Origin of the sequence: Kineococcus radiotolerans SRS30216 = ATCC BAA-149 (genome assembly GCF_000017305.1) — a bacterium.
GTDB lineage: Bacteria > Actinomycetota > Actinomycetes > Actinomycetales > Kineococcaceae > Kineococcus > Kineococcus radiotolerans.
The window spans coordinates 3,378,253-3,401,683 of the sequence record NC_009664.2; the positions used below are offsets into that span (position 1 = coordinate 3,378,253).

19 protein-coding genes, 1 tRNA gene and 1 riboswitch are annotated in these 23,431 nt (G+C 77.1%); of the genes, 11 read left to right on the forward strand and 9 right to left on the reverse strand.

Annotated features, from left to right (window positions below):
- Positions 1 to 26: 26 nt before the first annotated feature.
- From KRAD_RS16135 to KRAD_RS16160, 6 genes are all read right to left on the reverse strand, one after another.
- On the reverse strand, positions 27 to 428 hold the full coding sequence (locus tag KRAD_RS16135; RefSeq protein ID WP_012086714.1) for a GNAT family N-acetyltransferase: 402 nt from the start codon (positions 426 to 428) through the stop codon (positions 27 to 29).
- Positions 425 to 1,558 (reverse strand): cysteine desulfurase family protein, encoded by a 1,134-nt coding sequence (locus tag KRAD_RS16140; protein ID WP_012086715.1) that lies wholly within the window; start codon positions 1,556 to 1,558, stop codon positions 425 to 427. Before KRAD_RS16140 ends, KRAD_RS16135 begins: the two co-directional genes overlap by 4 nt.
- Positions 1,555 to 2,430: a carboxylating nicotinate-nucleotide diphosphorylase gene (nadC, locus tag KRAD_RS16145; protein WP_012086716.1), complete on the reverse strand. Its 876-nt coding sequence runs from the start codon at positions 2,428 to 2,430 to the stop codon at positions 1,555 to 1,557. The genes KRAD_RS16140 and nadC overlap by 4 nt, the downstream gene beginning before the upstream one ends.
- The gene (gene nadB / locus KRAD_RS16150; RefSeq protein ID WP_012086717.1) at positions 2,427 to 4,013 is read right to left on the reverse strand and encodes an L-aspartate oxidase; all 1,587 of its coding nucleotides are present in this window, start codon (positions 4,011 to 4,013) and stop codon (positions 2,427 to 2,429) included. The genes nadC and nadB overlap by 4 nt, the downstream gene beginning before the upstream one ends.
- The gene (gene nadA, locus KRAD_RS16155; protein ID WP_012086718.1) at positions 4,010 to 5,302 is read right to left on the reverse strand and encodes a quinolinate synthase NadA; all 1,293 of its coding nucleotides are present in this window, start codon (positions 5,300 to 5,302) and stop codon (positions 4,010 to 4,012) included. Before nadA ends, nadB begins: the two co-directional genes overlap by 4 nt.
- Before the next feature lie 68 nt (positions 5,303 to 5,370).
- A complete protein-coding gene (locus tag KRAD_RS16160) occupies positions 5,371 to 6,063 on the reverse strand; it encodes an NUDIX hydrolase (protein WP_041292157.1) in 693 nt (230 codons plus the stop codon).
- A gap of 487 nt (positions 6,064 to 6,550) precedes the next feature.
- Here KRAD_RS16160 and KRAD_RS16165 point away from each other — a divergent pair, with 487 nt between their 5' ends.
- A complete protein-coding gene (locus KRAD_RS16165) occupies positions 6,551 to 7,855 on the forward strand; it encodes an MFS transporter (RefSeq protein ID WP_049821512.1) in 1,305 nt (434 codons plus the stop codon).
- A 1-nt stretch (position 7,856) separates the two neighbouring features.
- Here KRAD_RS16165 and KRAD_RS16170 read toward each other — a convergent pair whose 3' ends face one another.
- Positions 7,857 to 9,209 (reverse strand): cryptochrome/photolyase family protein, encoded by a 1,353-nt coding sequence (locus KRAD_RS16170; RefSeq protein ID WP_012086721.1) that lies wholly within the window; start codon positions 9,207 to 9,209, stop codon positions 7,857 to 7,859.
- Positions 9,210 to 9,316: 107 nt separating this feature from the next.
- Here KRAD_RS16170 and KRAD_RS16175 point away from each other — a divergent pair, with 107 nt between their 5' ends.
- From KRAD_RS16175 to KRAD_RS16200, 6 genes are all read left to right on the forward strand, one after another.
- Positions 9,317 to 10,000, forward strand: coding sequence for an iron-dependent transcriptional repressor DtxR (locus tag KRAD_RS16175; RefSeq protein ID WP_041293363.1), 684 nt, complete (start codon positions 9,317 to 9,319; stop codon positions 9,998 to 10,000).
- Between the two features lie 286 nt (positions 10,001 to 10,286).
- Positions 10,287 to 10,458: riboswitch (cyclic di-AMP (ydaO/yuaA leader) on the forward strand.
- A 2-nt stretch (positions 10,459 to 10,460) separates the two neighbouring features.
- A complete protein-coding gene (locus tag KRAD_RS27650; protein WP_012086723.1) occupies positions 10,461 to 11,354 on the forward strand; it encodes a C40 family peptidase in 894 nt (297 codons plus the stop codon).
- Between the two features lie 261 nt (positions 11,355 to 11,615).
- Positions 11,616 to 12,110 (forward strand): HNH endonuclease, encoded by a 495-nt coding sequence (locus KRAD_RS16185; RefSeq protein WP_041292158.1) that lies wholly within the window; start codon positions 11,616 to 11,618, stop codon positions 12,108 to 12,110.
- A gap of 50 nt (positions 12,111 to 12,160) precedes the next feature.
- Positions 12,161 to 15,628: an ATP-binding cassette domain-containing protein gene (locus KRAD_RS16190; RefSeq protein WP_012086725.1), complete on the forward strand. Its 3,468-nt coding sequence runs from the start codon at positions 12,161 to 12,163 to the stop codon at positions 15,626 to 15,628.
- Between the two features lie 80 nt (positions 15,629 to 15,708).
- A complete protein-coding gene (locus KRAD_RS16195) occupies positions 15,709 to 16,053 on the forward strand; it encodes a hypothetical protein (RefSeq protein WP_041292159.1) in 345 nt (114 codons plus the stop codon).
- Positions 16,050 to 16,268 (forward strand): RNA-binding S4 domain-containing protein, encoded by a 219-nt coding sequence (locus KRAD_RS16200; protein ID WP_041292160.1) that lies wholly within the window; start codon positions 16,050 to 16,052, stop codon positions 16,266 to 16,268. Before KRAD_RS16195 ends, KRAD_RS16200 begins: the two co-directional genes overlap by 4 nt.
- Positions 16,269 to 16,278: 10 nt before the next feature.
- On the opposite strand, the gene KRAD_RS16205 is transcribed toward KRAD_RS16200, so the two are convergent.
- Positions 16,279 to 17,103 (reverse strand): alpha/beta fold hydrolase, encoded by an 825-nt coding sequence (locus KRAD_RS16205; RefSeq protein ID WP_012086728.1) that lies wholly within the window; start codon positions 17,101 to 17,103, stop codon positions 16,279 to 16,281.
- A 124-nt stretch (positions 17,104 to 17,227) separates the two neighbouring features.
- Between KRAD_RS16205 and KRAD_RS16210 the strand changes: the two genes are divergently transcribed.
- Positions 17,228 to 18,709 carry a cell wall-binding repeat-containing protein gene (locus KRAD_RS16210; protein WP_041292161.1) on the forward strand — a complete coding sequence of 494 codons (1,482 nt, stop codon included), beginning with the start codon at positions 17,228 to 17,230 and terminating at the stop codon, positions 18,707 to 18,709.
- Positions 18,710 to 18,891: 182 nt separating this feature from the next.
- Here the strand turns inward: KRAD_RS16210 and KRAD_RS16215 are convergent.
- Positions 18,892 to 18,964 (reverse strand) — tRNA-Arg (locus tag KRAD_RS16215).
- A gap of 119 nt (positions 18,965 to 19,083) precedes the next feature.
- On the opposite strand from KRAD_RS16215, the gene KRAD_RS16220 reads away from it, so the two are divergent.
- From KRAD_RS16220 to KRAD_RS16230, 3 genes are all read left to right on the forward strand, one after another.
- Positions 19,084 to 19,923 carry an EamA family transporter gene (locus tag KRAD_RS16220; protein WP_012086730.1) on the forward strand — a complete coding sequence of 280 codons (840 nt, stop codon included), beginning with the start codon at positions 19,084 to 19,086 and terminating at the stop codon, positions 19,921 to 19,923.
- Between the two features lie 82 nt (positions 19,924 to 20,005).
- Positions 20,006 to 22,330: a putative bifunctional diguanylate cyclase/phosphodiesterase gene (locus tag KRAD_RS16225; RefSeq protein ID WP_012086731.1), complete on the forward strand. Its 2,325-nt coding sequence runs from the start codon at positions 20,006 to 20,008 to the stop codon at positions 22,328 to 22,330.
- The gene (locus KRAD_RS16230) at positions 22,327 to 23,427 is read left to right on the forward strand and encodes a GNAT family N-acetyltransferase (RefSeq protein WP_012086732.1); all 1,101 of its coding nucleotides are present in this window, start codon (positions 22,327 to 22,329) and stop codon (positions 23,425 to 23,427) included. The genes KRAD_RS16225 and KRAD_RS16230 overlap by 4 nt, the downstream gene beginning before the upstream one ends.
- The last annotated feature ends 4 nt before the right edge of the window (positions 23,428 to 23,431 follow it).

Sequence of the window (23,431 nt, forward strand, 5' to 3'; positions counted from 1 at the left end):
CGGGCTCCTCCGCTCGGGGGGCCCGGTCAGGCCAGGTCCCGGGTGCGCAGGACGTCGGGGCAGGAGGCGTACCCCCGCCGGGCCCAGAACCGCTGCGCGTCCTCGTCCCCCGGCAGCACCAGCAGGTTCACCCGGGTCAGCCCGCGGGCGGTGAACCGCCGCTCCAGTTCCGTGACCAGCGCGCCGGCCAGCCCGCGGCGGCGGTGGGCGGGCAGCACGGCCAGGCGGTGGATCCAGCCCCGGCGGGCGTCGGTGGTGCCGACCACGACCCCGACGACGCCCGCGCCGGGCTCGTCCGCGACGAGCAGGAGCTCGGGCGCGTGCGCGGCCACGGCGTCCAGTTCCGCCGCGGGCAGCGGGTCGCGCCCGCCGGCCCGCCAGACGTCCAGCACCTCGGGGAGGTCGCCGGGGGCGAACGTGCGGATCACCGGGAGGCCGCGCGGACGGCCCCGGGCAGGGCGTCCAGGACCGCGTCGACGTCCGGCGCGGTCGTCGTGGGGCCGAGGGTGAACCGGACGGCGGTGCGGGCCACGTCGGGGTCCAGCCCGGTCGCCAGCAGCACGTGGGAGGCGTCGTCGGAGTCGGCGGAGCACGCCGAGCCGCTGGAGCAGACGATGCCGACCTGCTCCAGCTCGGCGAGCACCGTCTCCCCGCCGACCCCGGCGAAGCAGAACGAGGCGTGACCGGGCAGCCGGCGGGTGCGGTGACCGGTGAGCCGCGCCCCGGGGACGCCGGCGAGGACACCGTCGACCAGCCGGTCCCGCAACCCCGTCAGCCGGGCGACCTCGGCCTCCCGGGTGCTCGCCGCGGCGTGCAGGGCGACGGCCGTGCCGACCGCGGAGGCGACGTCCGTCGTCCCCGACCGCCGGCCGCGTTCCTGCCCGCCGCCGTGCAGCAGCGGCACCAGCGGGACCGCGCCGCGCACCCAGAGGAACCCCGCCCCCCGCAGCCCGCCGAACTTGTGGGCCGAGGCGGACAGGGCGTCGACCCCGAGCTCGGCGACGTCGAGGGGGAGGTGGCCGGCGGCCTGCACGGCGTCGGTGTGCAGCGGGATCCCGAGCGCGCGGCAGAGCCGGGAGATCTCCGCCAGCGGCTGCACGGTGCCGATCTCGTTGTTGGCGTACATGACCGAGACGAGGGTGGTGTCCGGGCGCAGCACCGCCGCCAGGGCGTCGAGGTCGAGGAGGCCGTCCCCGTCCACCCCGACGACGTCGACGGTGAAACCGTCCCCGCGCAGCGCCAGGGCGGTCTCCAGGACCGCCGGGTGCTCGATGGCGGAGACGACGACGTGGCGCCCGCGGGGGTTCGCGGTGGCGATGCCGGTGACGGCGAGGTTGTCCGCCTCGGTGCCCCCGGAGGTGAGCACGACCTCCCCGGGGCGGGCGCCGAGGACGTCGGCGATGACCTGCCGGGCGGCGTCGAGCCCGGCCTTCGCGGCCCGGCCGGCCTCGTGGCTGCTGGAGGGGTTCCCGGTGACCTGCGTGAGGTAGGGCCAGACCGCCTCGAGGACCTCCCGGCGCGGGGGCGAGGTCGCGGCGTGGTCCAGGTAGACGCTCACGCGCGGGCCCCCCGGACCGTCGTGTCCAGCCCCAGGTCCAGGGTGCGGGAGTTCTGGGTCAGCGCCCCGACGGAGATCAGGTCGACGCCCGTCCCCGCGATGGCGCGCACGGTGTCCAGGCGCACCCCGCCGCTGGCCTCGACCAGGGCCCGGGACCGGGCGCGGACCACCCGCACCCCCTCGGCGAGGTCGGGCAGGGGGAAGTTGTCCAGCATCACCACGTCGACGTCCGCGGCGAGCACGGCGTCGAGCTGGTCGAGGCGGTCGACCTCCACCTCGATCCGGGTGGTGTGCGGGACGCGGGCGCGGACCCCCCGCAGCGCCGTCGTGACGTCGAGGCCCTCGGCGAGCAGGACGGCGAGGTGGTTGTCCTTGACCAGCACGGCGTCCGACAGCGACCAGCGGTGGTTGTGCCCGCCCCCGGCGCGCACCGCGGCGCGTTCCAGGGCGCGCAGCCCGGGGGTCGTCTTGCGGGTGTCGACGATCCGGGCGCCGGTGCCGGCGACGGCCTCCACGAACTGCGCCGCGTGCGTCGCGATCCCCGACAGGTGCTGCAGCAGGTTCAGCGCGACGCGCTCGGCGCGCAGGACGGCCCGGGCCTGCCCGCGGACCCGGCCCAGCGCCTGGCCGGCGGTGAAGCGGGTGCCGTCGCCGGCGAGCTCCAGGAGGTCCAGGGACCCGCCGGTGAGCCCCGCGGCGCGGGTGAAGGCCTCGCGGGCGGCGTCGGTCCCGGCCAGGACCCCGGGTTCGCGCGCCACCAGCTGCGCGTCGGCGAGGGCGTCCTCGGGCAGCAGGGCCTCGCTGGTGACGTCGCCCCAGGGCGCGTCCTCGGCGAGGGCGGCGGCGACGACCGCCGCGGTGGTGGGGTTCACGCGGTCCTCCGGAACGAACGGCGCACGGGGTGGGCCGGGGTGGTGGGGTCGTCGCTGCGGAAGTGCGCACCGAGGCTCTCCTCGCGCGCGGTGGCCGCGGCCACGAGCAGGCGGGCGGCGAGGACGAGGTTGGCGTCCTCGCGGGTGGAGCGGGGGACGCCGAGGTCGTCGGGGGCGATCTCGACCGGGTCCTCCTGGGGGGTGAGCAGCTTCGCCGCCACGGCCAGGCCCGCCGCGTCGCGGACGACGCCGGCGTGCTCCCACAGGGCCGCCTGCAGGTCGCGGCGGCCGACGTGGGCGGCCAGGGGCAGCGCGGGCCCGGGAACCTCGACGACCTCGTCGTCGGGGAACCGCGCGGCTCCCGGCCCGCGCCGGACGTCCTCGGCGACCTGCCCGCCGGTGACGAGGGCCTCCAGCAGGGAGTTCGAGGCGAGGCGGTTCGCGCCGTGGACCCCGGAGCAGGCGACCTCGCCCGCGGCCCAGAGGCCCGGCACCGTCGTGCGCCCCGCGGCGTCGGTGCGGATCCCGCCCATCCAGTAGTGGGCGGCGGGGGTCACGGGGATCGGGGTGGTCTCGGGGTCGAGACCGGCCTCGGCGCACAGCTGGGCGATGCCGGGGAAGCGCTCGGCGAAGGGGCGGCCGAGGCGGGCCGAGACCCCGGTGGCGTCGAGGACCACGGGCGCCCCGCCGTGCTCGGCCATGGCCGCGGCGATGGCCCGGGCCACGACGTCGCGCGGGGCGAGCTCCCCCCGCGGGTCGGCGCGGTCGGCGAACCGGTGCCCGGCCGCGTCGAGCAGCACCGCGCCCTCGCCGCGGACGGCCTCGGAGACGAGGAAGGGGGAGGGCAGCGCGGCCACCGTCGGGTGGAACTGGAAGAACTCCAGGTCGGCGACCGCGGCGCCGGCGCGGAACGCCGCGGCGAGGCCGTCGGCGGTCGCGACCGCGGGGTTGGTGGTGCGGCTGAACAACTGCCCCGCGCCGCCGGTGGCGAGCACGACGGCGTCGGCGGTGACCCGCAGGACGTGCGCGGGCCCCCCGGCCTCGTCGCCCACCAGCAGGTCGGCCCCGACGACGCGGCCGTCCTCGGTGCGCAGCCCGGCCAGGAACGCCTCCTCGCGGACGGTGACGTCGCTGCGGCGCACGGCCGCGGCCAGGGCGGCGGAGATCGCGGCCCCGGTCCGGTCGCCCCCGGCGTGCAGGATGCGCGAGGTCGAGTGCGCGGCCTCCAGGCCCAGGGCCCAGCCGCCGGTGGAACCCCGGTCGAACTCCACGCCGCGTTCGGCGAGGACGCGGACCGCGGCCGGCCCGCCCGCGCACAACGCCCGCACCGCGGCGGGGGAGGACAGGCCGGCCCCGGCGGCGAGGGTGTCGGCGACGTGGGCGGCGACGTCGGCGGCGTCCACCGCCGCGGCGATCCCGCCCTGGGCGTAGTGGGTGCTGCCGTCGCCGAGCGCGGTCTTGGTGGCCAGGACGACGCGCCCGGTGCGGGCGGCCTCGAGCGCGGCCGTCAGTCCCGCGATCCCGGCCCCGACGACCAGCACGTCGGTCCGCAGCTCCTCCGCGGCCCGGGCCCGGGGGTTCACGGGTGCACGGCCAGCATGCGCTCCACCGCCGTGCGCGCGTTCGCCGCCACGTCGGGGTCGACGCTGACCCGGTTCACGACCCGGCCCTCCAGCAGCGACTCCAGCACCCAGGCGAGGTAGGCGGGGTGGATGCGGTACATCGTCGAGCACGGGCACACGACGGGGTCGAGGCAGTCGATCGTCAGGTCCGGGCGGGTGTCGGCGAGGCGGCGGACCATGTTCACCTCGGTGCCGATGGCGAAGGCCGTGCCCGCCGGGGCGGCGTCGACGACGCGCTGGATGTACTGCGTGGACCCGGCCTCGTCGGCGGCGTCGACGACCTCCATCGGGCACTCCGGGTGCACGACGACCCGCACGTCGGGGTTCGCGGCGCGGGCCGCGGCGATCTGCTCGACGGTGAACCGCTGGTGCACCGAGCACCAGCCGCGCCACAGCACGACCCGCGCGTCGGCGAGCGCCTCCGCGGAGTTCCCGCCGCGGGGTTTGCGCGGGTCCCACACCGGCATCCGCGCCACGTCGACGCCCATCGCCTTGGCCGTGTTGCGGCCCAGGTGCTGGTCGGGGAAGAACAGGACGCGCTGCCCGCGCTCGAAGGCCCACTCCAGGACCTCGCGGGCGTTGGAACTGGTGCAGACGATCCCGCCGTGCGCGCCGCAGAAACCCTTCAGGGCGGCGGCGGAGTTCATGTACGTCACCGGGATCACCGGGACGCGCCCGTCGGCGTCGGGTTCGGTCCCGTACAGCGCCTCCAGCTGCTCCCAGCAGGCCTGCACGGAGTCGATGTCGGCCATGTCGGCCATCGAGCAGCCGGCGGCCAGGTTGGGCAGGATCACCGGCTGGTCGGGGGTGGTCAGCAGGTCGGCGGTCTCGGCCATGAAGTGCACCCCGCAGAACACGACGAACTCCGCCTCGGGGTGGCGCTGGGACTGCTGGGCGAGCTGGAAGGAGTCGCCCACGAAGTCGGCGTGCTCGACGATCTCGTCGCGCTGGTAGGCGTGCCCGAGGATGGACACCCGCGACCCCAGGGCGGCCTTCGCGGCGACGATGCGGCGGTGCAGCTCCTCGGCGGGCAGCAACCGGTACTCGGCGGGGATCTGCTGCTGCACGGGGGAACCGGCGGGGACGGGGTCCTGCCGCGACGCACCGGCGCCGTAGGTCGGCAGCGGCAGGGGCGCGCCGGGGACGGCGTCGAACTGCCACGGCGCGGTGGGCAGGTCCGGGTCGCAGGTGGCGTCGGACCCTCCCGGGGCGCGGGTGAGCAGGGCGATCTGGGTGGGGACGGACGCCATCGGACAGCCTTCTCTCAGGACCGGGGGGGGGCGGGGGTTTCGGGGAGTTCGGGGGTGGGGCGGCCGGCTCAGGCGAGCGGACCGGCGGTCATCAGCGGGCCGGCCGACCCCTCCGGGACGACGGCGCGGTAGAGCTTCGGCGGGCGGTGCCGCCCGCCGGTCTGGCGTTCCCCGGTCTCGACCACGGTGCCCGACGCCTCGACCTGGCGCCGGAAGTTCGCGGGGTCGAGGGGACGTTGCAGCACCGCCTCGTGGACCTCGCGCAACTGCGCGAGGGAGAACCGCTCCTCGAGGAAGTGCTGCGCGACGTGGGCGTGCTGCACCTTCGTGCGCAGCCGCCACAGGCCGTACTGCACGATCTCGTCGTGGTCGAAGGCGAGGCCCACCGCGTCGTCGGCGGAGGTCCAGCGCACGTTCTCGCCCTCGACGGCCGCGGCCGCCTCGTGGTTGCGCACCAGGGCGGAGTACACGACGGAGACGACGCGCTGGCCGGGGGAGCGGTCGGGGCGCCCGAAGGTGTAGAGCTGCTCGAGGTAGCGCGGGCGCAGGCCCGTCGTCTCGGCCAGCGTCCGGCGCCCGGCGTCGCTGAGGCTCTCGGCGGTGCGGACCCAGCCGCCGGGCAGCGCCCACTGCCCGTCGTGGGGCTCGCGGGTGCGCCGCACCAGCGGCAGGTGGACCCGCACGTCCCCGCCCCGGTCGGGGAGCAGGGCGAAGATCAGCGTCGACACCGCGACGAGGATCGCCTGCTGGGACGTGCTCACGGATCCGGGCCCCGCCTCAGTAAGGGTGGTTCTGACAACAACTCCGTCGGCGAGCACTGTAGGCCCACGGCGCCCGCCGTCACAAGCCGCCCGCGCGCCGCGCCCGCGCCGCCCCCGTGCCGCGCCCGCCGCGGGCGGTGCGGGTCCTCGCGACCGGTCCCGGGATTCGGGGTGACAACCGCGCGGGTGCAGTCGTACCGTTGGAGGACACGGGAAGGAGGTGGTCCGAACACATGGTTTCTCATCGGACGCGTGAGGTGGCTGCCCGCTAGCAGCTGCGTGCAGGACGCGGACCGCTCTGGTCGCCCCGCGCAGCGCGGCGAATCCACGGCAGTCACCGGGTCCCCGGGCGCCGGGTTGTCCACCGGCCCACGTCGACGGTCTCGTGACCGGCGGCGCGGAAGCGCCCGGGGACTTCTCCCTGTCCGGGCGCGGGAACCCCGTGCTCGACGGGAGGTGGCTCCGGGCCACCACCTACCCTGGACCGGTGAGCGCACCGCCGGCCGGTCCCGGCCCCGTCCGACCCCGCCGCCGGTTCCTCGTCGACACCACCCCGCTGCGCGAGGTCCCCGCCTTCCGCGGCCTGTGGATCGGGCAGTCCCTGGCCGCGGTGGGCACCCAGCTCACCGTCGTCACCGTGGGGTTGCAGGTCTACGCGCTGACCTCCTCCACGTTCGCCGTCGGCCTCGTCGGGATCTTCGCCCTCGTCCCGCTCGTCGCCCTCGGGCTCTACGGCGGGTCCCTCGTCGACGCCCACGACCGGCGGCGCGTGGCGCTGCTCGCCTCCCTCGCCCTGTGGGTGCTCTCCCTCGCGGTCGCCGCCCAGGCGTGGGCGCACCTGGACTCCGTCGGCCTGCTCTACGGGCTCGTCGCGCTGCAGAGCGCCGCCTTCGCCGTCAACAACCCCGCCCGCTCGGCCATCGTCCCCGGGATCGTGCCCGCCGCGATGCTGCCCGCCGCGAACGCGCTGTCGGGGATGACCAACGCCATCGCCCTCACCCTCGGGCCGCTGCTGGCCGGGCTGCTGGTGGGGACCTGGGGGTTCCAGGCCGCCTACACCGTGGACGCCGTGACCTTCGTGGCGGCGCTGGTCGGCGTGCAGCGCCTGCCGGCCATGCCGCCGGAGGTCTTGGCGGGCTCGCAGCGCCCGGGGCTGCGGTCGGTGCTGGAGGGGATCCGGTTCCTGGGCACCCGCCCCAACGTCCGGATGACGTTCCTCGTCGACCTCTGCGCCATGGTCCTCGCGATGCCCCGCGTCCTCTACCCGGCGCTGGGCGCCGCCGAGCTCGGCGGCGGGGCCCGCACCGTCGGCCTCCTCGGCGCCGGGTTCGCCGCCGGGTCCGTGCTGGCCGGGCTGTTCTCCGGCCCGCTGGGCGGGGTGCGGCGCCAGGGGGCCGTCGTCGTCGGCTGCATCGCCGTCTACGGCGCCTCGGTCGCCGGGTTCGGCCTCGTCCTGGTGCTCGCCCCCGCGGGCCAGACCGGGAAGCTCGCCCTCTGCGTCGCGCTGCTCGCGGTCTCCGGCGCCGCGGACGCGGTGAGCTCGGTCTTCCGCGGGACCATCCTGCAGGTCGCCACCCCCGACGCGCTGCGCGGGCGCCTGCAGGGGGTGTTCATCGTCGTCGTCGCCGGCGGACCCCGCCTCGGCGACCTCGTCCTCGGCTCCACGGCCTCGGCGGTGGGGGAGGGGCTCGCCGCGCTCGCGGGCGGGACGGCCTGCGTCGTCGCCGTGCTGGCCCTCGCCCGCGGCCAGCGGGGGTTCGTGCGCTACGACGCGCACGACCCCCGGCCCTGACTCAGCCCCTGACCCGGGCGTACTCCGCCAGGGCGACCTCCCGCTCGTGGGCGTGGTCGACGATGCGCTCGGGGTAGCCGTGGGCGTAGCCGTCGGCCGCCTCCCAGGGCGTGTGCACCGACTTCCCCGGGAGGTGGCGCAGCTCGGGGACGAAGCGGCGGACGTAGTCGCCGTCGGGGTCGAACCTCTGACCCTGGGTGACGGGGTTGAAGACCCGGAAGAACGGCGAGGCGTCGGTGCCGGAGCCCGCGACCCACTGCCAGCCGTGCATGTTGCTGGCCAGGTCCGCGTCGCGCAGCCAGTGCATGAACTCCCGCCCGCCGTGCTGCCACTCCACGTGCAGGTCCTTGACGAGGAAGCTCGCGGTGATCATCCGGACCCGGTTGTGCACCCACCCGACGGCGCGCATCTGGCGCATCCCGGCGTCGACGATCGGGAAGCCGGTGCGGCCCTCGGCCCAGGCCCGGAACTGCTCCCCGGGTTCGGCGTAGCGCAGCCCGGCCAGCTGCGGCTTGTAGTACTCCCGGGCCGAGTCGGGGCGGTGCCACAGCACGTCGGCGTAGAAGTCGCGCCAGCACAGCTCGGTGGCGTACGTCTCGGCCCCCTTCGAGGACTGCCCGCGCAGGGCCGCCAGCAGCGTCCGGGGGTGCAGCTCGCCCCACTTCAGCGCGTGCGAGAGCTGGGAGGTCCCGTCGCGGTCGGGGCGGTCGCGGTCCCCGTCGTAGTCGGCGAGGGCGTGGTCGAGGAAGCGGTGCCAGCGCTCGTGCGCGGCGTCCTCCCCGGCCTCGGGCAGGGTCAGCCCGCCGAGGTCGGGTTCGTCGGGCCAGTGCCCGCCGTCGACGCCCTCGCCGTCCCCGACCCAGCGCACCGCGCCGGGGGAGTCGGCCGGGGCGGGCCAGCCGTGCGCGCGCCAGGCCCGGGAGAACGGCGTGAACACTTGGAACGGGCTCCCGGACCCGGTGCGCAGGGTCCCCGGGCCGATCGCGTAGGGCGTGCCGGTCCGGACCAGCTCGCGCCCGCCCGCCGCGAGCGCGCGCCCGACGGCGTCGTCGCGGCGCCGCCCGAGGGGGCCGGCGTCGGCGGTGACGTGCACCCGGGACGCCCCGATCCGGGCGGCCACGCGGTCCACGACCACCGCCGGGTCGCCGCGCTCGACGACGAGGGCCCCGCCCAGCGCGGCGTCCAGCGAGCGCAGCGAGCGCAGCAGGTAGGTGCGCCGGACGTCGCCGGAGGGACCCCACAGGGCGGGGTCGATCACGAAGAGGGGCAGGACGTCGCCGTCGGCGGCCGCGGCCAGCAGGGCCGGGTGGTCGCTGAGCCGGAGGTCGCGGCGGAACCACAGGACGCTGGTCACCCGCGGACGCTACCGGGGGCCCCGCCGCGGCGCGCGGCGGCGGAGGCGGGTGCGCGGTGGCGGAGGCAGGGTGCGACCACCGGTCCCGATGGCCGATGATGGGCGCCGTGAGCGATCTCATCGACACCACCGAGATGTACCTCAAGACGGTCTTCGAACTGGAAGAGGAAGGCATCGTGCCGATGCGCGCTCGCATCGCCGAGCGGCTGCACCACTCCGGGCCGACGGTCTCGCAGACGGTGGCGCGGATGGAGCGCGACGGGCTCCTGCACGTGGGCACCGACCGCCGGCTGGAGCTGACGGAGGCGGGCGAGGCGAAGGCCATGCGCGTCATGCGCAAGCACCGCCTCACCGAGCGCCTCCTCACCGACGTCATCGGGCTGGAGTGGAGCCTGGTCCACGAGGAGGCCTGCCGCTGGGAGCACGTCGTCTCCGAGGAGGTGGAGAAGCGGCTCGTGGCGATCCTGGACCACCCCCACTCCTCGCCGTACGGCAACCCCATCCCCGGTCTGGCCGAGCTGGGGGAGGACTGCGCGAGCGAGGACTTCCGCTCGGGCGTGCAGCCGCTGACCAGCCCCGGGCTGGAGGGCCGCGCGGTCGTGGTGCGCCGCCTCGGGGAGCCGCTGCAGACCGACGTGCCGCTGCTGGCCCGCCTGCACGCCGCGGGCCTGCTGCCCGGGGCCGAGGTCGTCGTGACGTCGGTCTCGCCCGGTGTCGCGGTGTCGGTCGGGGGAGCGGTGGTGGACCTGACGTCCACCGAGGCGTCGCACGTCTTCGTCGCGCCCGCCTGACCCGGTACCCGGGACCGCCCCGACGGCCCCCGCACCGTCCGTCACCGCCCACAGTGGTGACGGACGGTGACGGGGGCCGTGCTGCGCCGGCACCGAACCACCCGTGCGGGCCGATCCCGGGCGCCGGGTCGTCACTCCCCGCCACGAGATGGCGGGTGGCCCGTCACGCGCCGGGCACCTGTTCGTCACCGGGTCGTGACATCCGGGTCGTGTCCGGGTTATGGTCCACCCGCATCCACGACTGTGCGCGTGGACGCCCTCACGTGGACGCCGAGCCCTGCCACCACGTCGAGGTCCCCCGAGAACATTCATGGCAGGGGTGGGGGAACCACGTTTCCCGGGCGACGCCGGACCACCAGGTCCGGTCGAGCCCTTGGGGTGAAGCCGGTGCGAACCGGCCGGGCGATACTCCCGCCCGAACCCGACAGCTCACCTCGCAGGCGTCGGAGAGGCCACCACCTTGACGACTCGCGTCCAGGCGCGCCACCGCGCCTCCGCTCGTGTTCGCACCCCCCTGACCGACCTGTCCGACAGCGTCGCCCGCACCGCCGGCGGCGCCGCCCGCACCGGTGCCGTCGTCGCCGCCGCCGGCGGGCTCCTCGTCTCCGTCGCCCTCCCCGCGGGCGCCGCGACGAGCGCCGCCCCCGCCGCCGTCGGCTCCACCCTCGCCTCGGCGGCCACCGCGGTCCCCGCGGCCTTCGGCACCACCGCCGCCGGCGTCGTCTCCGCCCCGGCCACGGCGACGGTCCTCTCGACCACCGCCACCTTCGCCGCCGCCCCGGCCCCCGCGCCGGTCGTCGTGGCCCCCGTCGTCGCCGCCCCGGCCATCGAGCGGGCGACCCGCACCTCCGACGCCGTCCCGGTCGTGGCCTCCAGCGTCGCCGCGCCCGCCCTCGTGGTCGAGCCCGCCCCGGTGGTCGCGGCCGTCGTCGCGGCCCCCGCCCCCGCTCCGGCCCCCGAGCCGGCTCCGGCCCCCGCGCCGGCCCCCGCCCCGCTGGGTCAGCGCATCCTCGAGGTGGCCGACGACTACGCCGGCGTCCCCTACGTCTACGGCGGCACCACCCCCTCCGGGTTCGACTGCTCCGGCTTCACCAGCTACGTGTACCGGCAGGTCGGCGTCGAGATCCCGCGCACCGCCAACGCCCAGAAGCAGGCCGCGGCCGGCATCTCCCGCGGCAACGCCGTCCCCGGCGACCTCGTGTTCTTCAGCAACGGCTCCGGCCGCGCCTACCACGTGGGGATCTACGCGGGCGGCAACACCATGTGGGACGCCCCCCGCGCCGGCAAGCCCGTCCAGCTGCGGGCGATCTGGTCCGACGCCGTCACCTTCGGGCGGCTCGCGCCCACGGCCTGACCCGCTCCACCCCGGCGGGTGGGATTCACCGGAAAGTTGCTGACTCCCCCACCCCTCCCGACGTAGGGTGCCGTCAACGACGACGGCACCCCACGGAGGCCCGATGACCAGGCACCACGGAGGCACGGCCCCCGTGGTGCCCCACGCCCTCCAGCACGCGGTGCACCACCACTGCGTGCACCACCACCATGTGCACGTCGTCGCTCTCAGAGGCGCCCTCCCCACCGGGGACGGCGCCTCTCGTCGTCTCAGGAGGTGGATGTGCGCACTCTCGTGCTGAACGCCGGCTTCGAGCCGCTCGCGGTGGTCTCCTTCCGCAGGGCCCTCGTCCTCGTCCTCGCCGGGAAGGCGTCGGTGGTCCTCGCCGACCCCGACCCCGTCGTCGGCGCGACGATGAGCCTGGAACGGCCGTCGGTCATCCTGCTGACCCGCTACGTCCGCGTCCCCCGCGGGCAGGTGGTCCCGGTCAGCCGGCGCGGCGTCCTGCGCCGCGACCACCAGCGCTGCGCCTACTGCCGCGGGCACGCCACGACCATCGACCACGTCCTGCCGCGCAGCCGCCGGGGGCCGGACACCTGGGAGAACCTCGTGGCCTGCTGCGTGCGGTGCAACAACGCCAAGGGCGACCGCACCCCCGAGGAGATGGGCTGGAGCATGCCCTTCCGGCCCACCGCGCCCCGCGGGGCGTCCTGGGCGGTGCGGGGCGCCGAGCAGCCCGACCCGCGCTGGGACGAGTTCCTGGCCGCGGCCGCCTGAGGCCCGAAAACCGCGAGCCCCCCGGGGGCCCGGCTCGCTAGCGTCGGGACGTGCCCCACCGCCCGGCCGGACGTCCCGGCCTGACCCCCCGGCGGCTCGCGGGCCCCCTGACGAGCACCGCGGTGGCCCTCGGCGTCGCCGCGGCCACCGCGGAGACCCTCGGCGCCGTCGTCACCGGGCGCATCGCCGGGAACCCCACCGCGGGGCTGCTCGCCGTCCTCGCCGCGCTCGTCGTCGGGGCCAGCGCCCTCGACACCCTCGGGCGGGTGGCGCTCGCCGCCGCCGTCGGGCGGGCCGAGGGCGCGCTGCGCGCCGACCTGCTCGCCGCCGCCTTCGCCCAGCCCGTCCCCGCCCTGGCCGAGCAGGCCGTCGGGGAGGTCATCGACCGCGTCGACGACGACCCCCGCCAGCTCGCCCGGCTGCTGCGCGAAGCGGTGTGGAACCTCGGGCGCGGGCTCGTCCGCTCCCTCATCGGCTGGGTCGTGGCCGGTCTCGTGTGGTGGCCGGCGTGGATCGCGTTCCCCGTCGTCGCCGTCGTCGTCTGGCTGTCCGTGCGCCGGCTCACCCCGCTGCTGGTGCAGCGCAAGGTCGCCGAGGAGGTCGCCTGGACCGACCACGCCGCCCAGCTGGAGGAGGCCGTCGCCGGTCGCGACGACGTCCGCTCCAGCCTGGGGCAGCCGCACGTCGTGCGCCGCTACGCCCAGCTCGCCGCCGGCGTCCTCACCCGCGTCCGCGCCACCAGCGACCTCGCCGCCACCGTCGCCCGCCGGACCACCCTCGTGCTGGCCCTCGTCTGCTCCGCGCTCGTCGTCGGCGGGACCGCGCTCGTCGCCGACGGCCGGCTCGGCGTCGCGCAGCTCGTCACCGTCTGGCTGCTGTCCGCGGGCTTCGCCGGCGACCTCACCCAGATCAGCGAGCGCCTCCCCGAGGTCCAGGCCGGCTTCGGCGCGGTGCAGCGCATCCGCGCGCTGCTGCAGGCCCCGTCCGAGCCCGTGGGCGGGGCGCCCGTCCCCCCGGGCCCGCTGGGCGTGGCGTTCCGGGGGGTCCGCTTCGCCCACCCCGGCGGGTTCGCGCTGCGCGACGTGGAGCTGGAGGTCCCCACCGGGACGACCTGCGCCCTCGTCGGGCGCAGCGGCTCGGGCAAGTCCACGCTGGCCGCGCTGCTCTCCCGCGCCCTGGAACCACCGCCCGGTGCGGTGCTCCTCGGCGGCGCCGACGTCACCGGGCTCGACCTGCACCAGCTGCGGCGGGCCGTGGGGGTCGTCACCCAGCGCACCGAGCTGCTGGCCGGGACCCTGCGCCGCAACATCACCCTCGACGCCGACGTCGCGCCCGAGCGGGTCGACGCCGCCGTGGACTCCCTGGGCCTGCGCGACTGGGTCGCGGGGCTGCCCGCCGGCCTGGAGACCCGCCTCGGCCCCGGCGGGACCACCCTCTCCGCCGGGGAGGAGCAGCTCGTCGCCTTCGCCCGCCTCCTCGTGCGCGACGTGCGCGTCGTCGTCCTCGACGAGGCCACCGCCCGGATGGACCCCGTCACCGAGCACCGCGTCACCGCCGCCGCGCAGCGCCTGCTCGCCGGCCGCACCGGCCTGCTCATCGCCCACCGGCTCTCCACCACCGCCCGCGCCGACGGGGTCGCTGTCCTCGAGGACGGCCGGGTCGTGCAGCGCGGGCCGCGCGAGGAGCTCGCCCGCACCCCCGGCCCCTTCGCGGACCTGCTGCGCGCCGGCGGGCACGAGGAGCTCGCCGAGGAGCACCACGACGGGTCCGTGCTGCTGCCCCGGCCCCGCCGCCACCCGCGCGGGGAAGCCGGCGCCGCCCGTCCCCGGCTGGCCCGCGCGGTGTGGGCGGCGATCACCCGGTACAAGCGGTGGGGCGTGCTCGGCGCCGTCCTCTTCGCCGCCGTCTCGGTGATCGGGCTCTACGGGGCGGTCGAGGGCTGGTTGTGGGGCCTCGTCGTCGAGGGCCTGCAGCGCGGCGGGGGGTGGGAGGAGGTCCGGGTCCCGGCCGCGGCCCTCGTCCTCACCCTGCTCGCCGTCCCGTTCGCGCTCAGCGGGGCCCTGCGCGTCTACCCGCTGTGGTGGAACGCCGTCACCCTGTCGACGCGGCTGGCGGTGCTGCGCGGGCAGACCCGCCAGCGCCGGCTGACCCGCGTCCCGGCCGGCGAGGTCGCCGCCCGCTGCCTGGACTCCGAGCGCTTCGTCCTCTACGTCGACCGCTGCGTCGACGTCGTCATCGGCCTCTTCGTGGCCACCGTCACCGCCGCCGTCGCCCGCGACCTGACCGCCGGGGCCGTCGTGGCCGCCGTCATGGTCGGCTCCGCCGCGGTCTCCGTCGCCGGGACGGGGGTCTCGGGCCGCCGCGGGCGCGCCGCCGGGGACGCGCGCGCCGCCTTCGGGCGCGAGCTCGGCTCGGCCGTCGACGCCGCGCGGACGGTGAAGCTCGCCGCCGCGGTGCCCGACGTCCTCGCCTCCCTGGCCCGGGTCGACGCGGCCCGGGTCCGAGCCTCGGTCGGGGAGTTCCGGGTCCGCGCCCTCCTCGAGGGCGTCCCCGGGGTCCTCGTGCAGTGCGGGGTCGTCGCCACCTGGCTGCTGCACCTGCTCGGCCGCTGGTCGCTGGCCGACGCGCTGCTCGTCTCCACCGCCGTCGCCGGCGCCTCCTACTACGGCACCGTCGCCGGCGCCGTCATCACCGAGGCCCCCGTCGCGCGGGAGTGGCTGCGCGCGGTGACCGCCCTGTCCGGCACCGGCGACGTCGTCCGCCTCCCGCCCGGGATCGACCTCGTGCGCGGCACCGCGCCCCCTCCCGCGACCCCGCCCAAGCAGCCGCTGCGGCGGTTGTCCGCGCACGGGTTCGCGGCCGTGCACGACGACGGGACCGTCGGCGTGCAGGACGTCGACCTGCAGGTCGAGGCGGGGGAGCTGGTGCTGCTCACCGGCCGCGTCGGCTCGGGGAAGTCCAGCCTGCTCGCGGCGCTGGCCGGTCTCGTCGACCACGAGGGGTCGCTGCGCTGGAACGGTTCGGAGGTGGAGGACCCCCAGACGTTCCTGCGCCCGGGGCAGGTCGGCTACGTCGCCCAGGTGCCGCGGGTGCTCTCGGGCAGCTTCACCGACAACGTGACCCTCGACCACCCCCACGCCCGCGCCCTGGCCGCGCGCGCCGTGCGCGACGCCCGCCTGGCCCGCGACGTCACCGCCGCCGGCGGCGACGGCGCGCTCATCGGGCACCGGGGCGTCCGGCTCTCCGGCGGGCAGGTGCAGCGCCTGGCGCTGGCCCGCGCGCTCGCGACCGGCGCGGACCTCCTCGTCGCCGACGACGTGTCCTCCGCGCTGGACGCCCGCACCGAGCTGGAGCTGTGGGAGGCGTTGCGGGACAGGGGGACCACGGTCATCGGGTCCTCCTCCAAGCGGTCCGCGCTGCGGGCCGCGGACCGGGTCGTGGTCCTCGTCGAGGGCCGGGTCGCGGCGAGCGGGCCGTGGGCGGAGCTGGAGGGGGAGTGGGGGTTCCTCGCCGGGTGAGCGGCCCCGGGACGATCGACGCGGACGGGTCAGACCTGCGGGGGAGGTGGGCTCCGCCGGCGGGTGCGACCCTGGAGGGCATGGACGAGAACAAGTGGCAGGGCGAGTCGATCGACTCGGTGCTGCGGGGGCTGCTCCGGCAGGGCCGGCTGGACCCGCAGGCGGAGCGCTTCGCGGCGCAGGGCATCGACCGGCTCAAGGCGTTCCTCGGGACCACCCCGGGCGCCTCGACGAGCACCGCCGGGGACGCCGCGGTGGACGCCGAGGTCGAGGCTGAGGTCGTGGCGAGCGGGCGCGAGATGCTCATGCACACCATCCCGCTGCCCGACGGCACGCGCGTGGAGGTCCTCGTGCCCGAGCGGCTGACCCGCGCCGAAGCCGACCGGGTCGCCGCGGTGCTCTCCGCGTTGGCCGTGGAGGAGTGAGCGTCCTCGACGTCGAGGTCACCGGGACCGTGCGGCTGGGGCAGTTCCTCAAGCTGGCCGGGGCCGTCGACTCCGGGGGCGAGGCGCGCGAGGTGCTGCTCGCCGGGCAGGTCACCGTCAACGAGGAGCCCGAGGACCGCCGGGGGCGTCAGCTCTCCGACGGCGACGTCGTGGCCCTCGGGACGTCGGCGTGGCGGGTGCTGGTCGAGGGGTGAGCCGCGCGGCTCACCCCCGCACCCCCGCCGCCGCCAGGACCGCGTCGGCGACGGCGCGGGGGGCGAGCTCGGGGATCCAGTGGCCGGTGGGCAGGGCCACCTCGCGGTAGGGGCCGCGCACCTGCGCGGCGGTGCCGGCGACGGCGGCGCGGGAGTAGAACGGGTCCGCCAGCCCGTGCAGGTAGGTCACCGGGACCTCGACCGGGCCGACCGTGCCGGCCCGGGGCAGGGCGCGGTACCAGTTCAGCGCGGCGCGCAGGCTGCCCGGCTGCGCGTGCCGGCGGGCGTAGCCGGCGGCCAGGTCCGCGGGCAGCCCGGTGCGGCGCAGGGAACGGGCCAGGACGGCGCCGCCCCCGGCCAGCAGCACCCGCTCGGGCACCCCGGGCAGCTGGAAGAACGCGACGTAGGTGGAGCGCAGGGCCTGCGAGGACGTCGTCACCGCCGCCCGGAAGGCCGCCGGGTGGGCCTGCGAGAGCGCGGTCAGCGAGGCGACGCGGGTGGGGTGGCGGGCCGCGACGGTCCAGGCCACCACCCCGCCCCAGTCGTGGCCGACGAGGTGGACGCGCCCGGCGCCGGCGGCGTCGACGAGGGCGACGACGTCGGCGACGAGCTCCGCGAGGGCGTAGTCGCCCCGGCGCGGGGGCCGGGCGGTGGGGCAGTAGCCGCGCTGCTCGGGGACCAGGACCCGCAGCCCGCCCGCGGTCAGCCGCGGGACGACGGCGTCGTAGGCCTCCGGTCCCTGCGGGAACCCGTGCAGGCAGACGACGACGTCGCCGTCGGGGTCGCCGGAGTCGGAGGTGGCGAAGCGCAACCCGTCGCGGGAGAAGCCGTCCATCGGCCCACTCTCCTCCCGCCCGCCACCGCTGGGCCGTCCGGGTCCCCTCCGCTCGGCCCATCGCCCCCACCGGGTGTCCCGCCGATGCAGCGGGGAGCAGATCGACCGTCCTGAGGAGCCCCCCGTGCCGAACGAGCCCACCCACCGCCTGGTCCTCGGCCTGAGCGCCGCGATGGTCCTGGCCCTGTCGTCGGCGGCCGTGACGGCCCCCGCGCAGGCCGCCGGCGACGGCGCCGCCGCCCGCGACGTCCTGGAGGTCGAGGTCCGTCCCGCGATCGCCACGCCCAGCGGGGTGGTGACGGTGGTGGCGGAGTACGACGCCCGCCACCGGGCCGACGACTCCGAGGACTCCGGCGATGACTCCGGCGATGACTCCGGCGACGACTCCGGCGACGCGGCCGACGACTCCGACGGCGCGGGCGGTTCGGGTGACGACCCCGGCGCCGGCGCGCCGGCGCCGCTGAGCACCCTCAAGGCCCCCGCCACCGGGGCCGTGGCCCTGAGCGTGGACTTCGGCGACGGCTCGGCCCCCGAGGCGATGCGCGTCGTCGGGTCCGCGGCCACGCCGAAGGCGTTCGGCAAGCACCGCTACACCACGGCCGGCACCTTCACCGTCACCGTCACCGCCACGCCGTCGACCGGTACGCCGGTCAGCGTGCCCGTGCAGGTCCAGGTCGGCCGGGGCAGCGCCCGCCTCGCCGGGGCGGACCGCTTCGAGACGGCGAACCGGCTGGCCCGGGAGGACTTCCCCACCGACGGGGAGGCCGGTGCCGTGCTGCTGGCCCGTTCCGACGGCTTCGCCGACGCCCTCGCCGCCGCTCCGGCGGCGCTGCTGGCCGAGGCCCCGGTCCTGCTGACCCCCACCGCGGACCTCCCCGACAGCGTGCACCGGGAGATCGCCCGGGCGCTGGGCGCGAGCGGGAAGGTCTACGTCCTCGGCGGGGAGGGGGCCGTCAGCCCGGCCGTCGTGACCGAGCTGGAGGCCTCCGGGTACGAGGTGGTCCGCATCGCCGGTCGGGACCGGGTCGAGACGGCGCTCCTGCTGGCGCGGTTCCTCGTCGACTCCGGGGCGCGGGTGGACGAGGTCGTCCTGACCGGCAGCCTGAACTTCCCCGACGCGCTCTCGGGAGCCGCGTTCGCGGCGAGCACCGACGCCCCCGTGCTCCTCACCGCGCCCGGCGCCCTGGACCCGCGGGTCGCGGCGTTCCTGGCGCAGCTGGGTCCCGTGCGGGTCCTGGTGACCGGGGGGACGAGCTCGGTCGGCGACGCGGTGGTGGCCGAGCTGACCGCGGCGGGCCACCGGGTCCAGCGGCTGGCCGGGGCGGACCGCTACGAGACCTCCGCCGAGGTCGCCACCGAGCTGTTCCCGGCGGCGACGACGGTCGTGCTGGCGACGGGGAGGAACTTCCCCGACGCCCTCGCCGGGGCGCCCGCGGCCGGGCGGCGGGGAGCGCCGGTCCTGCTCGTCGGGACCGAGCTCGCCCCGTCGGTGCGGGAGTACCTGCGCGCCGGCGCGGGGCGGATCGAGGCGGTGTACGTCCTCGGCGGCGAGGGCACCGTCCCGGCGGGCGTGCTCTCCGAGGTCGACGCGATCCTCGGGTCGTGAGCCGGGCGCCCCTCAGTCCTCGAGCCCGGCGTCGACGTCCACCACGGAGCTCACCCTGCGCCCGGGCGGGAGGCTGGGGGGCGTGCAGCCCGCCGCGGGGGCGCCCACCACGTCACCGGGCGCACCCCCGGCGTCGTGACGCTGCACCTGCGGGGGCGCAGCGCCGGGTCGTGACCCGCGAGCGCGCTCGGAGGGATTCGAACCCCCAACCAACCGGGTAGAAGCCGGTCGCTCTGTCCGTTGAGCTACGAGCGCTGACGCCGGCACCCGCGGCCGGCGCGGCCCACCCTAGCGACTCGGGGTCAAGAACACCCCCGGCGCTGACGAGACGACCACGTGATCCTCTCCTCGCGACGACCGCTCCGGAGCATGCCGTGAGCGCCGCCCTCGCCCTGCTGGCCAGCGCCCTGTGGGGCACCTCCGACTTCCTCGGCGGCAGCGTCAGCCGCCGCCTGCGGGCCGCGCAGGTCCTGGCGGTGTCCCAGGTCCTCTCCGCCCTCGTCCTCCTGGTCGTCCTCGCCGCCACCGGCCGGGTGACCTCCCCCCCGGGCAGCTGGATCGGCTGGTCCGTCGTCGCCGGCGTGACGTGGGCCGCCGCGATGGGCGCGCTCTACACGGCCCTGGCGCGCGGCACGATGGGCGTGGTCGCCCCCATCGCCTCCTGCGGGATGCTCGTGCCCGTCGTCGTCTCCGTCGCCGGGGGTGAGCGCCCCGGGGCCCTGCAGCTGCTGGGCGCGGCGCTCGCCGTCGTGGGGGTGGTCGCCGCCGCCGGGCCGGACCTCACCTCCTCCGCGCGCGGCCAGGGCCGCGCCACCGCGCTCGCCCTGCTCGCCGCGCTGCTGTTCGGCATCGAGATCTACGCCCTCGCCCGCGGCAGCGAGGTCACCGTCTCGGGCTCGCTGCTGGGGATGCGGCTGTCCTCGGTGGTCCTGGTGGTGGCCGTGGCCCTGGCCCAGCGCCGCCGCTCGACCCCGGTGGGCGGGCGCGACCTGCTGCCCCTGCTGGGCCTGGGCGTCCTGGACCTCGCCGCGACCGCCGCCTACGCCCTCGCCTCCACCGGTGGCCTGGTCAGCGTCGTGGCCGTCCTCGCCTCCCTCTACCCCGCGGTGACGCTGCTGCTGGCCCGCCGCTTCCACGGCGAGCGCCTCAGCCGCGTCCAGGCGGGCGGGGTGGGGGTCGTCCTGGCGGGCGCGGTGCTCTGCGCCCTGGGCTGAGCCCGGTCGCGCTCCCACCCGTTCGGCGGGTCGAGACGGGAGCCCGGGGCACCGAAGCCCTCTGTGACCCCGGGAGGACCACGTGCTCGAAACCGACGAGCGACCACGGCCGGCCATCGTGCGCTGGCAACTGCCGCTGCACGCGGTGCTGCTCGTCGCGCCGCTGGCCTTCGCCGTCTCGACGGTCCCGGGGGTGCGGCCCGACGACGGGTACTCGTTCCTGCTCGACGGGTTGCTGAACAACCTCGCCTACGGGTCCGCCGCCGTCCTGTGCCTCGTGCGCAGCCTGACGAGCCCCGCCCGGCGCCGGACCCGGTTCCTGCTGGCCTCGGCGCTGGCCGTGTACGGCTCCGGCAACGTCTTCTGGACCGTCTTCGTGCGCCCGATGCCCGACCAGCCCTACCCCTCCGGCGCCGACGTCGGCTTCCTGCTCTTCTACCCCCTGGTCTTCGCCGCCCTCATCCGGGTGGCCGGCCAGCGCGACGGCCGCCACGCGCGCAGCCTGTGGCTGGACGGCGTGGTGGGCGGGCTCGCCGTCGGGGCGGTCGCCGCGGCCGCGGTCATCGGCCCCATCGTCTCCGCCTCCGGGTCGTGGGCCGCGGTCGCCACGACGTCGGCCTACCCCGCGCTGGACCTGCTCCTGCTCCTCGTGCTGGCCGCCGTCCTCTCCCTCTACGGGTGGCGGCCCCCCAGGGGGCTGTGGCTGCTGGCCGCCGGGCTCGTCCTCTTCGTCGTCGCCGACATGGCGTACCTGTTCTCCACCGCCCAGGGCACCTACGTCTCCGGCGGGGTCACCGACGGGGTCTGGATCACCGGGGTCGTGCTCATGGCCTTCACCCCCGGGTGGCCGTCCGCGCCCACCGGCCCGCGCCTGCCCGGGTGGGCCCTGCTCTCCCTGCCCGTGCTGTCCACCGTGGTGGCGCTCGGGGTCCTCGTCGTCGACCACAGCCACCCGCTGCACCCGGTGGCCATCGCCCTGGCCGCTACCGCCGTCCTCACCGCCCTGGCCCGCCTGCTGTTCACCTTCCGCGAGGTCACCCGCCTCGCCGAGCACCGGGAGCTGGCCCTCACCGACGACCTGACCGGCCTCGGCAACCGCCGCGCCCTGTACCAGCGCACGCCGGAGGTCCTGTCCCGGGCCGGGGAGGGGGCGAGCGCCGCCCTCCTGCTGCTGGACCTCGACGGGTTCAAGGAGGTCAACGACAGCCTCGGCCACCAGGCGGGGGACGCCCTGCTGCGCGACGTGGCCCGCCGCCTGGGCGAGGCGGCGGGCACCGAGGACAGCGTGGTGGCGCGCCTGGGCGGTGACGAGTTCGCCGTGGTGCGCGTCGGTGCGGGGACCGGGGAGGCCGTGGCCCTCGCCGAGCTGCTCCACGAGACCCTGCGCCGGCCCTACGCCGTCGAGGGCGTCCAGGTCCGCGCCCGCACCAGCATCGGCATCTCCGTGCTGCCGGCGGCCTCGGCGGAGCTGACGACGCTGCTGCGCCAGGCCGACGTGGCGATGTACCACGCCAAGACCCAGCACCTGGGGACGTTCGCCTACTGCGCGGAGATCGACCAGTTCGCCTCGGGGGAGCGGCTGGAGACCGCCGAGCTGCTGCGCTCCGACATCGCGGCCCGGCGCATGGTCGTGCACTACCAGCCCAAGGTCGACGTGGCCTCGGGCGAGGTGCACGGCGTCGAGGCCCTCGTCCGCTGGCAGCACCCCCGCCGCGGACTGCTCTACCCCGACGCCTTCCTGCCCGTGGTGGAGAGCGCCGGCCTCATGGAGGACCTGACCCGCGCGGTGCTGGAGCAGTCGCTGGACCAGGCCGCGGCCTGGTGGCGCGCCGGGCGGCCCCTGGCCGTCGCCGTCAACCTCTCGGCGTCCTCCCTGGGGGACGTCGACCTGCCCGACCGGGTGTCGCGGCTGCTGGCCGAGCGCCGGCTGCCCGCGCGCCTGCTGGAGATCGAGATCACGGAGGACTTCCTCATGGCCGACCGCGAACGCGCCCAGGGGATCCTGGGGGGCCTGCGCGCCCGCGGGGTCCGGGTGGCCGTCGACGACTACGGCACCGGCTACTCCTCGCTGGCGTACCTGCGCGAGCTGCCCATCGACGACCTGAAGCTGGACCGGTCCTTCCTCACCGACCTCACCGGCGACCCCCGCGCCCTGGCCATCGTCGAGTCGACGATCGCGCTGGCCCACGCGCTGGGGCTGCGCCTGGTCGCCGAGGGGGTCGAGGACGAGGTCACCAGCCGGGGGCTGGTCGCCGCGGGCTGCGACGTCCTGCAGGGGTGGCTCTACGCCAAGGCCATGCCCCCCGCCGACCTCGAGGCGTGGCTGCGGGGCCACGACCCGCGCACGGTGCCGAGCCGGCCGCTGAGCGCCCCGGTGCTGCCGGTGCTGGCCGGGGGCCGCTCGTGAGCGTCTCGTCGGTGCCGCGCCTGGAGGGGGCCCCCGCGGGGGGGACCGCCGTGCGGGGGATCGTCGAGGTCGAGGCGGCCGTCGTCGAGGGCCGGGCCGCGGTCTCGGCCCACCTCGAGCGGTTCCACGACCTGCACGCCCACCCCGCGACCCCGCCCACCGCGGGCGTCGCGTGGCTGCGGCGGGTCCTGCCGAGCGCCCCGCCCGCGTCGGTGTGGGCCGTCCACGTCGACGGCGGGCCGGGGGAGCGGGCCGCGCTCGTCCTCGTCGACCGCGTCGACGACGGCGGGCGGCGCACCGAGCTGCTCGCCGGCGGCGGTGGGCACCAGGCGTCCCTCGCGGCGACGACCCCCGCGGCCGCGGCCCGGCTCGGGCAGGTGCTCGGGGAGGCCGCCCACCGGCGCGGCAGCGCGCTGCACCTCGCCGAGCTGCCCGACGACCCCCGCGTCCACGCCCTGGCCGCGGGGGCGGGGGCGGAGCTCCTCGACGCGCTGCCCGTGCCCGAGGTGCGGCGCCCGGCGGAGGGCGAGCACCTGGTCAGCTCCGGGGTGCGGAAGAACCTGCGCAAGACGCACAACCGCCTGGCCCACGACGGGATCGGCGCGGAGATGTCGTTCTCCACCGACCCGGCCGCCTTCGAGGCGGCCCTGCCCGAGCTGGAGGCGGCCTACCGCGACCGCGACGAGGCGCACGGCGTCCCCTGCGCGCTGGACACCCCCGCCGGGCGGGACACCTGGCTCGCCCGGCTGCGGGCGCTGGGCGACCTCGGCCGGCGGGAGCTGGCCGTCCTGCGCCTGGACAGGGAGCTGGCCGCCTACGTCGTCGGGGTGCCCGGGGGCGAGCGGTACGGGATCTTCGACGGCCGCTTCGTCACCCGCTGGGCGCGCTTCTCGCCCGGGCGCCTGCTGGAGCACGAGGTGCTCCAGCGCGCCTTCGCCGACCCCGGCGTGGAGGTCGTGGACTGGATGACGGGGGTGGCGCCGGAGACGCTGCTGGCCGTCAGCGGCACCCGTCGCCGGCTCGTCGTGCGGCGCGGGCGGCCCGGGGTGCCCGTGCCCCGCTCCGCGGGTGGCGGAGGTGCGGCCCCCCTCGACTAGCCTG

Coding starts and splice junctions, on each gene's coding strand:
- KRAD_RS16195 (WP_041292159.1), top strand. CDS start 15,709: ATGGACGAGAACAAGTGGCAGGGCGAGTCGATCGACTCGGTGCTGCGG.
- KRAD_RS16205 (WP_012086728.1), bottom strand. CDS start 17,103: ATGGACGGCTTCTCCCGCGACGGGTTGCGCTTCGCCACCTCCGACTCC.
- nadA (WP_012086718.1), bottom strand. CDS start 5,302: ATGGCGTCCGTCCCCACCCAGATCGCCCTGCTCACCCGCGCCCCGGGA.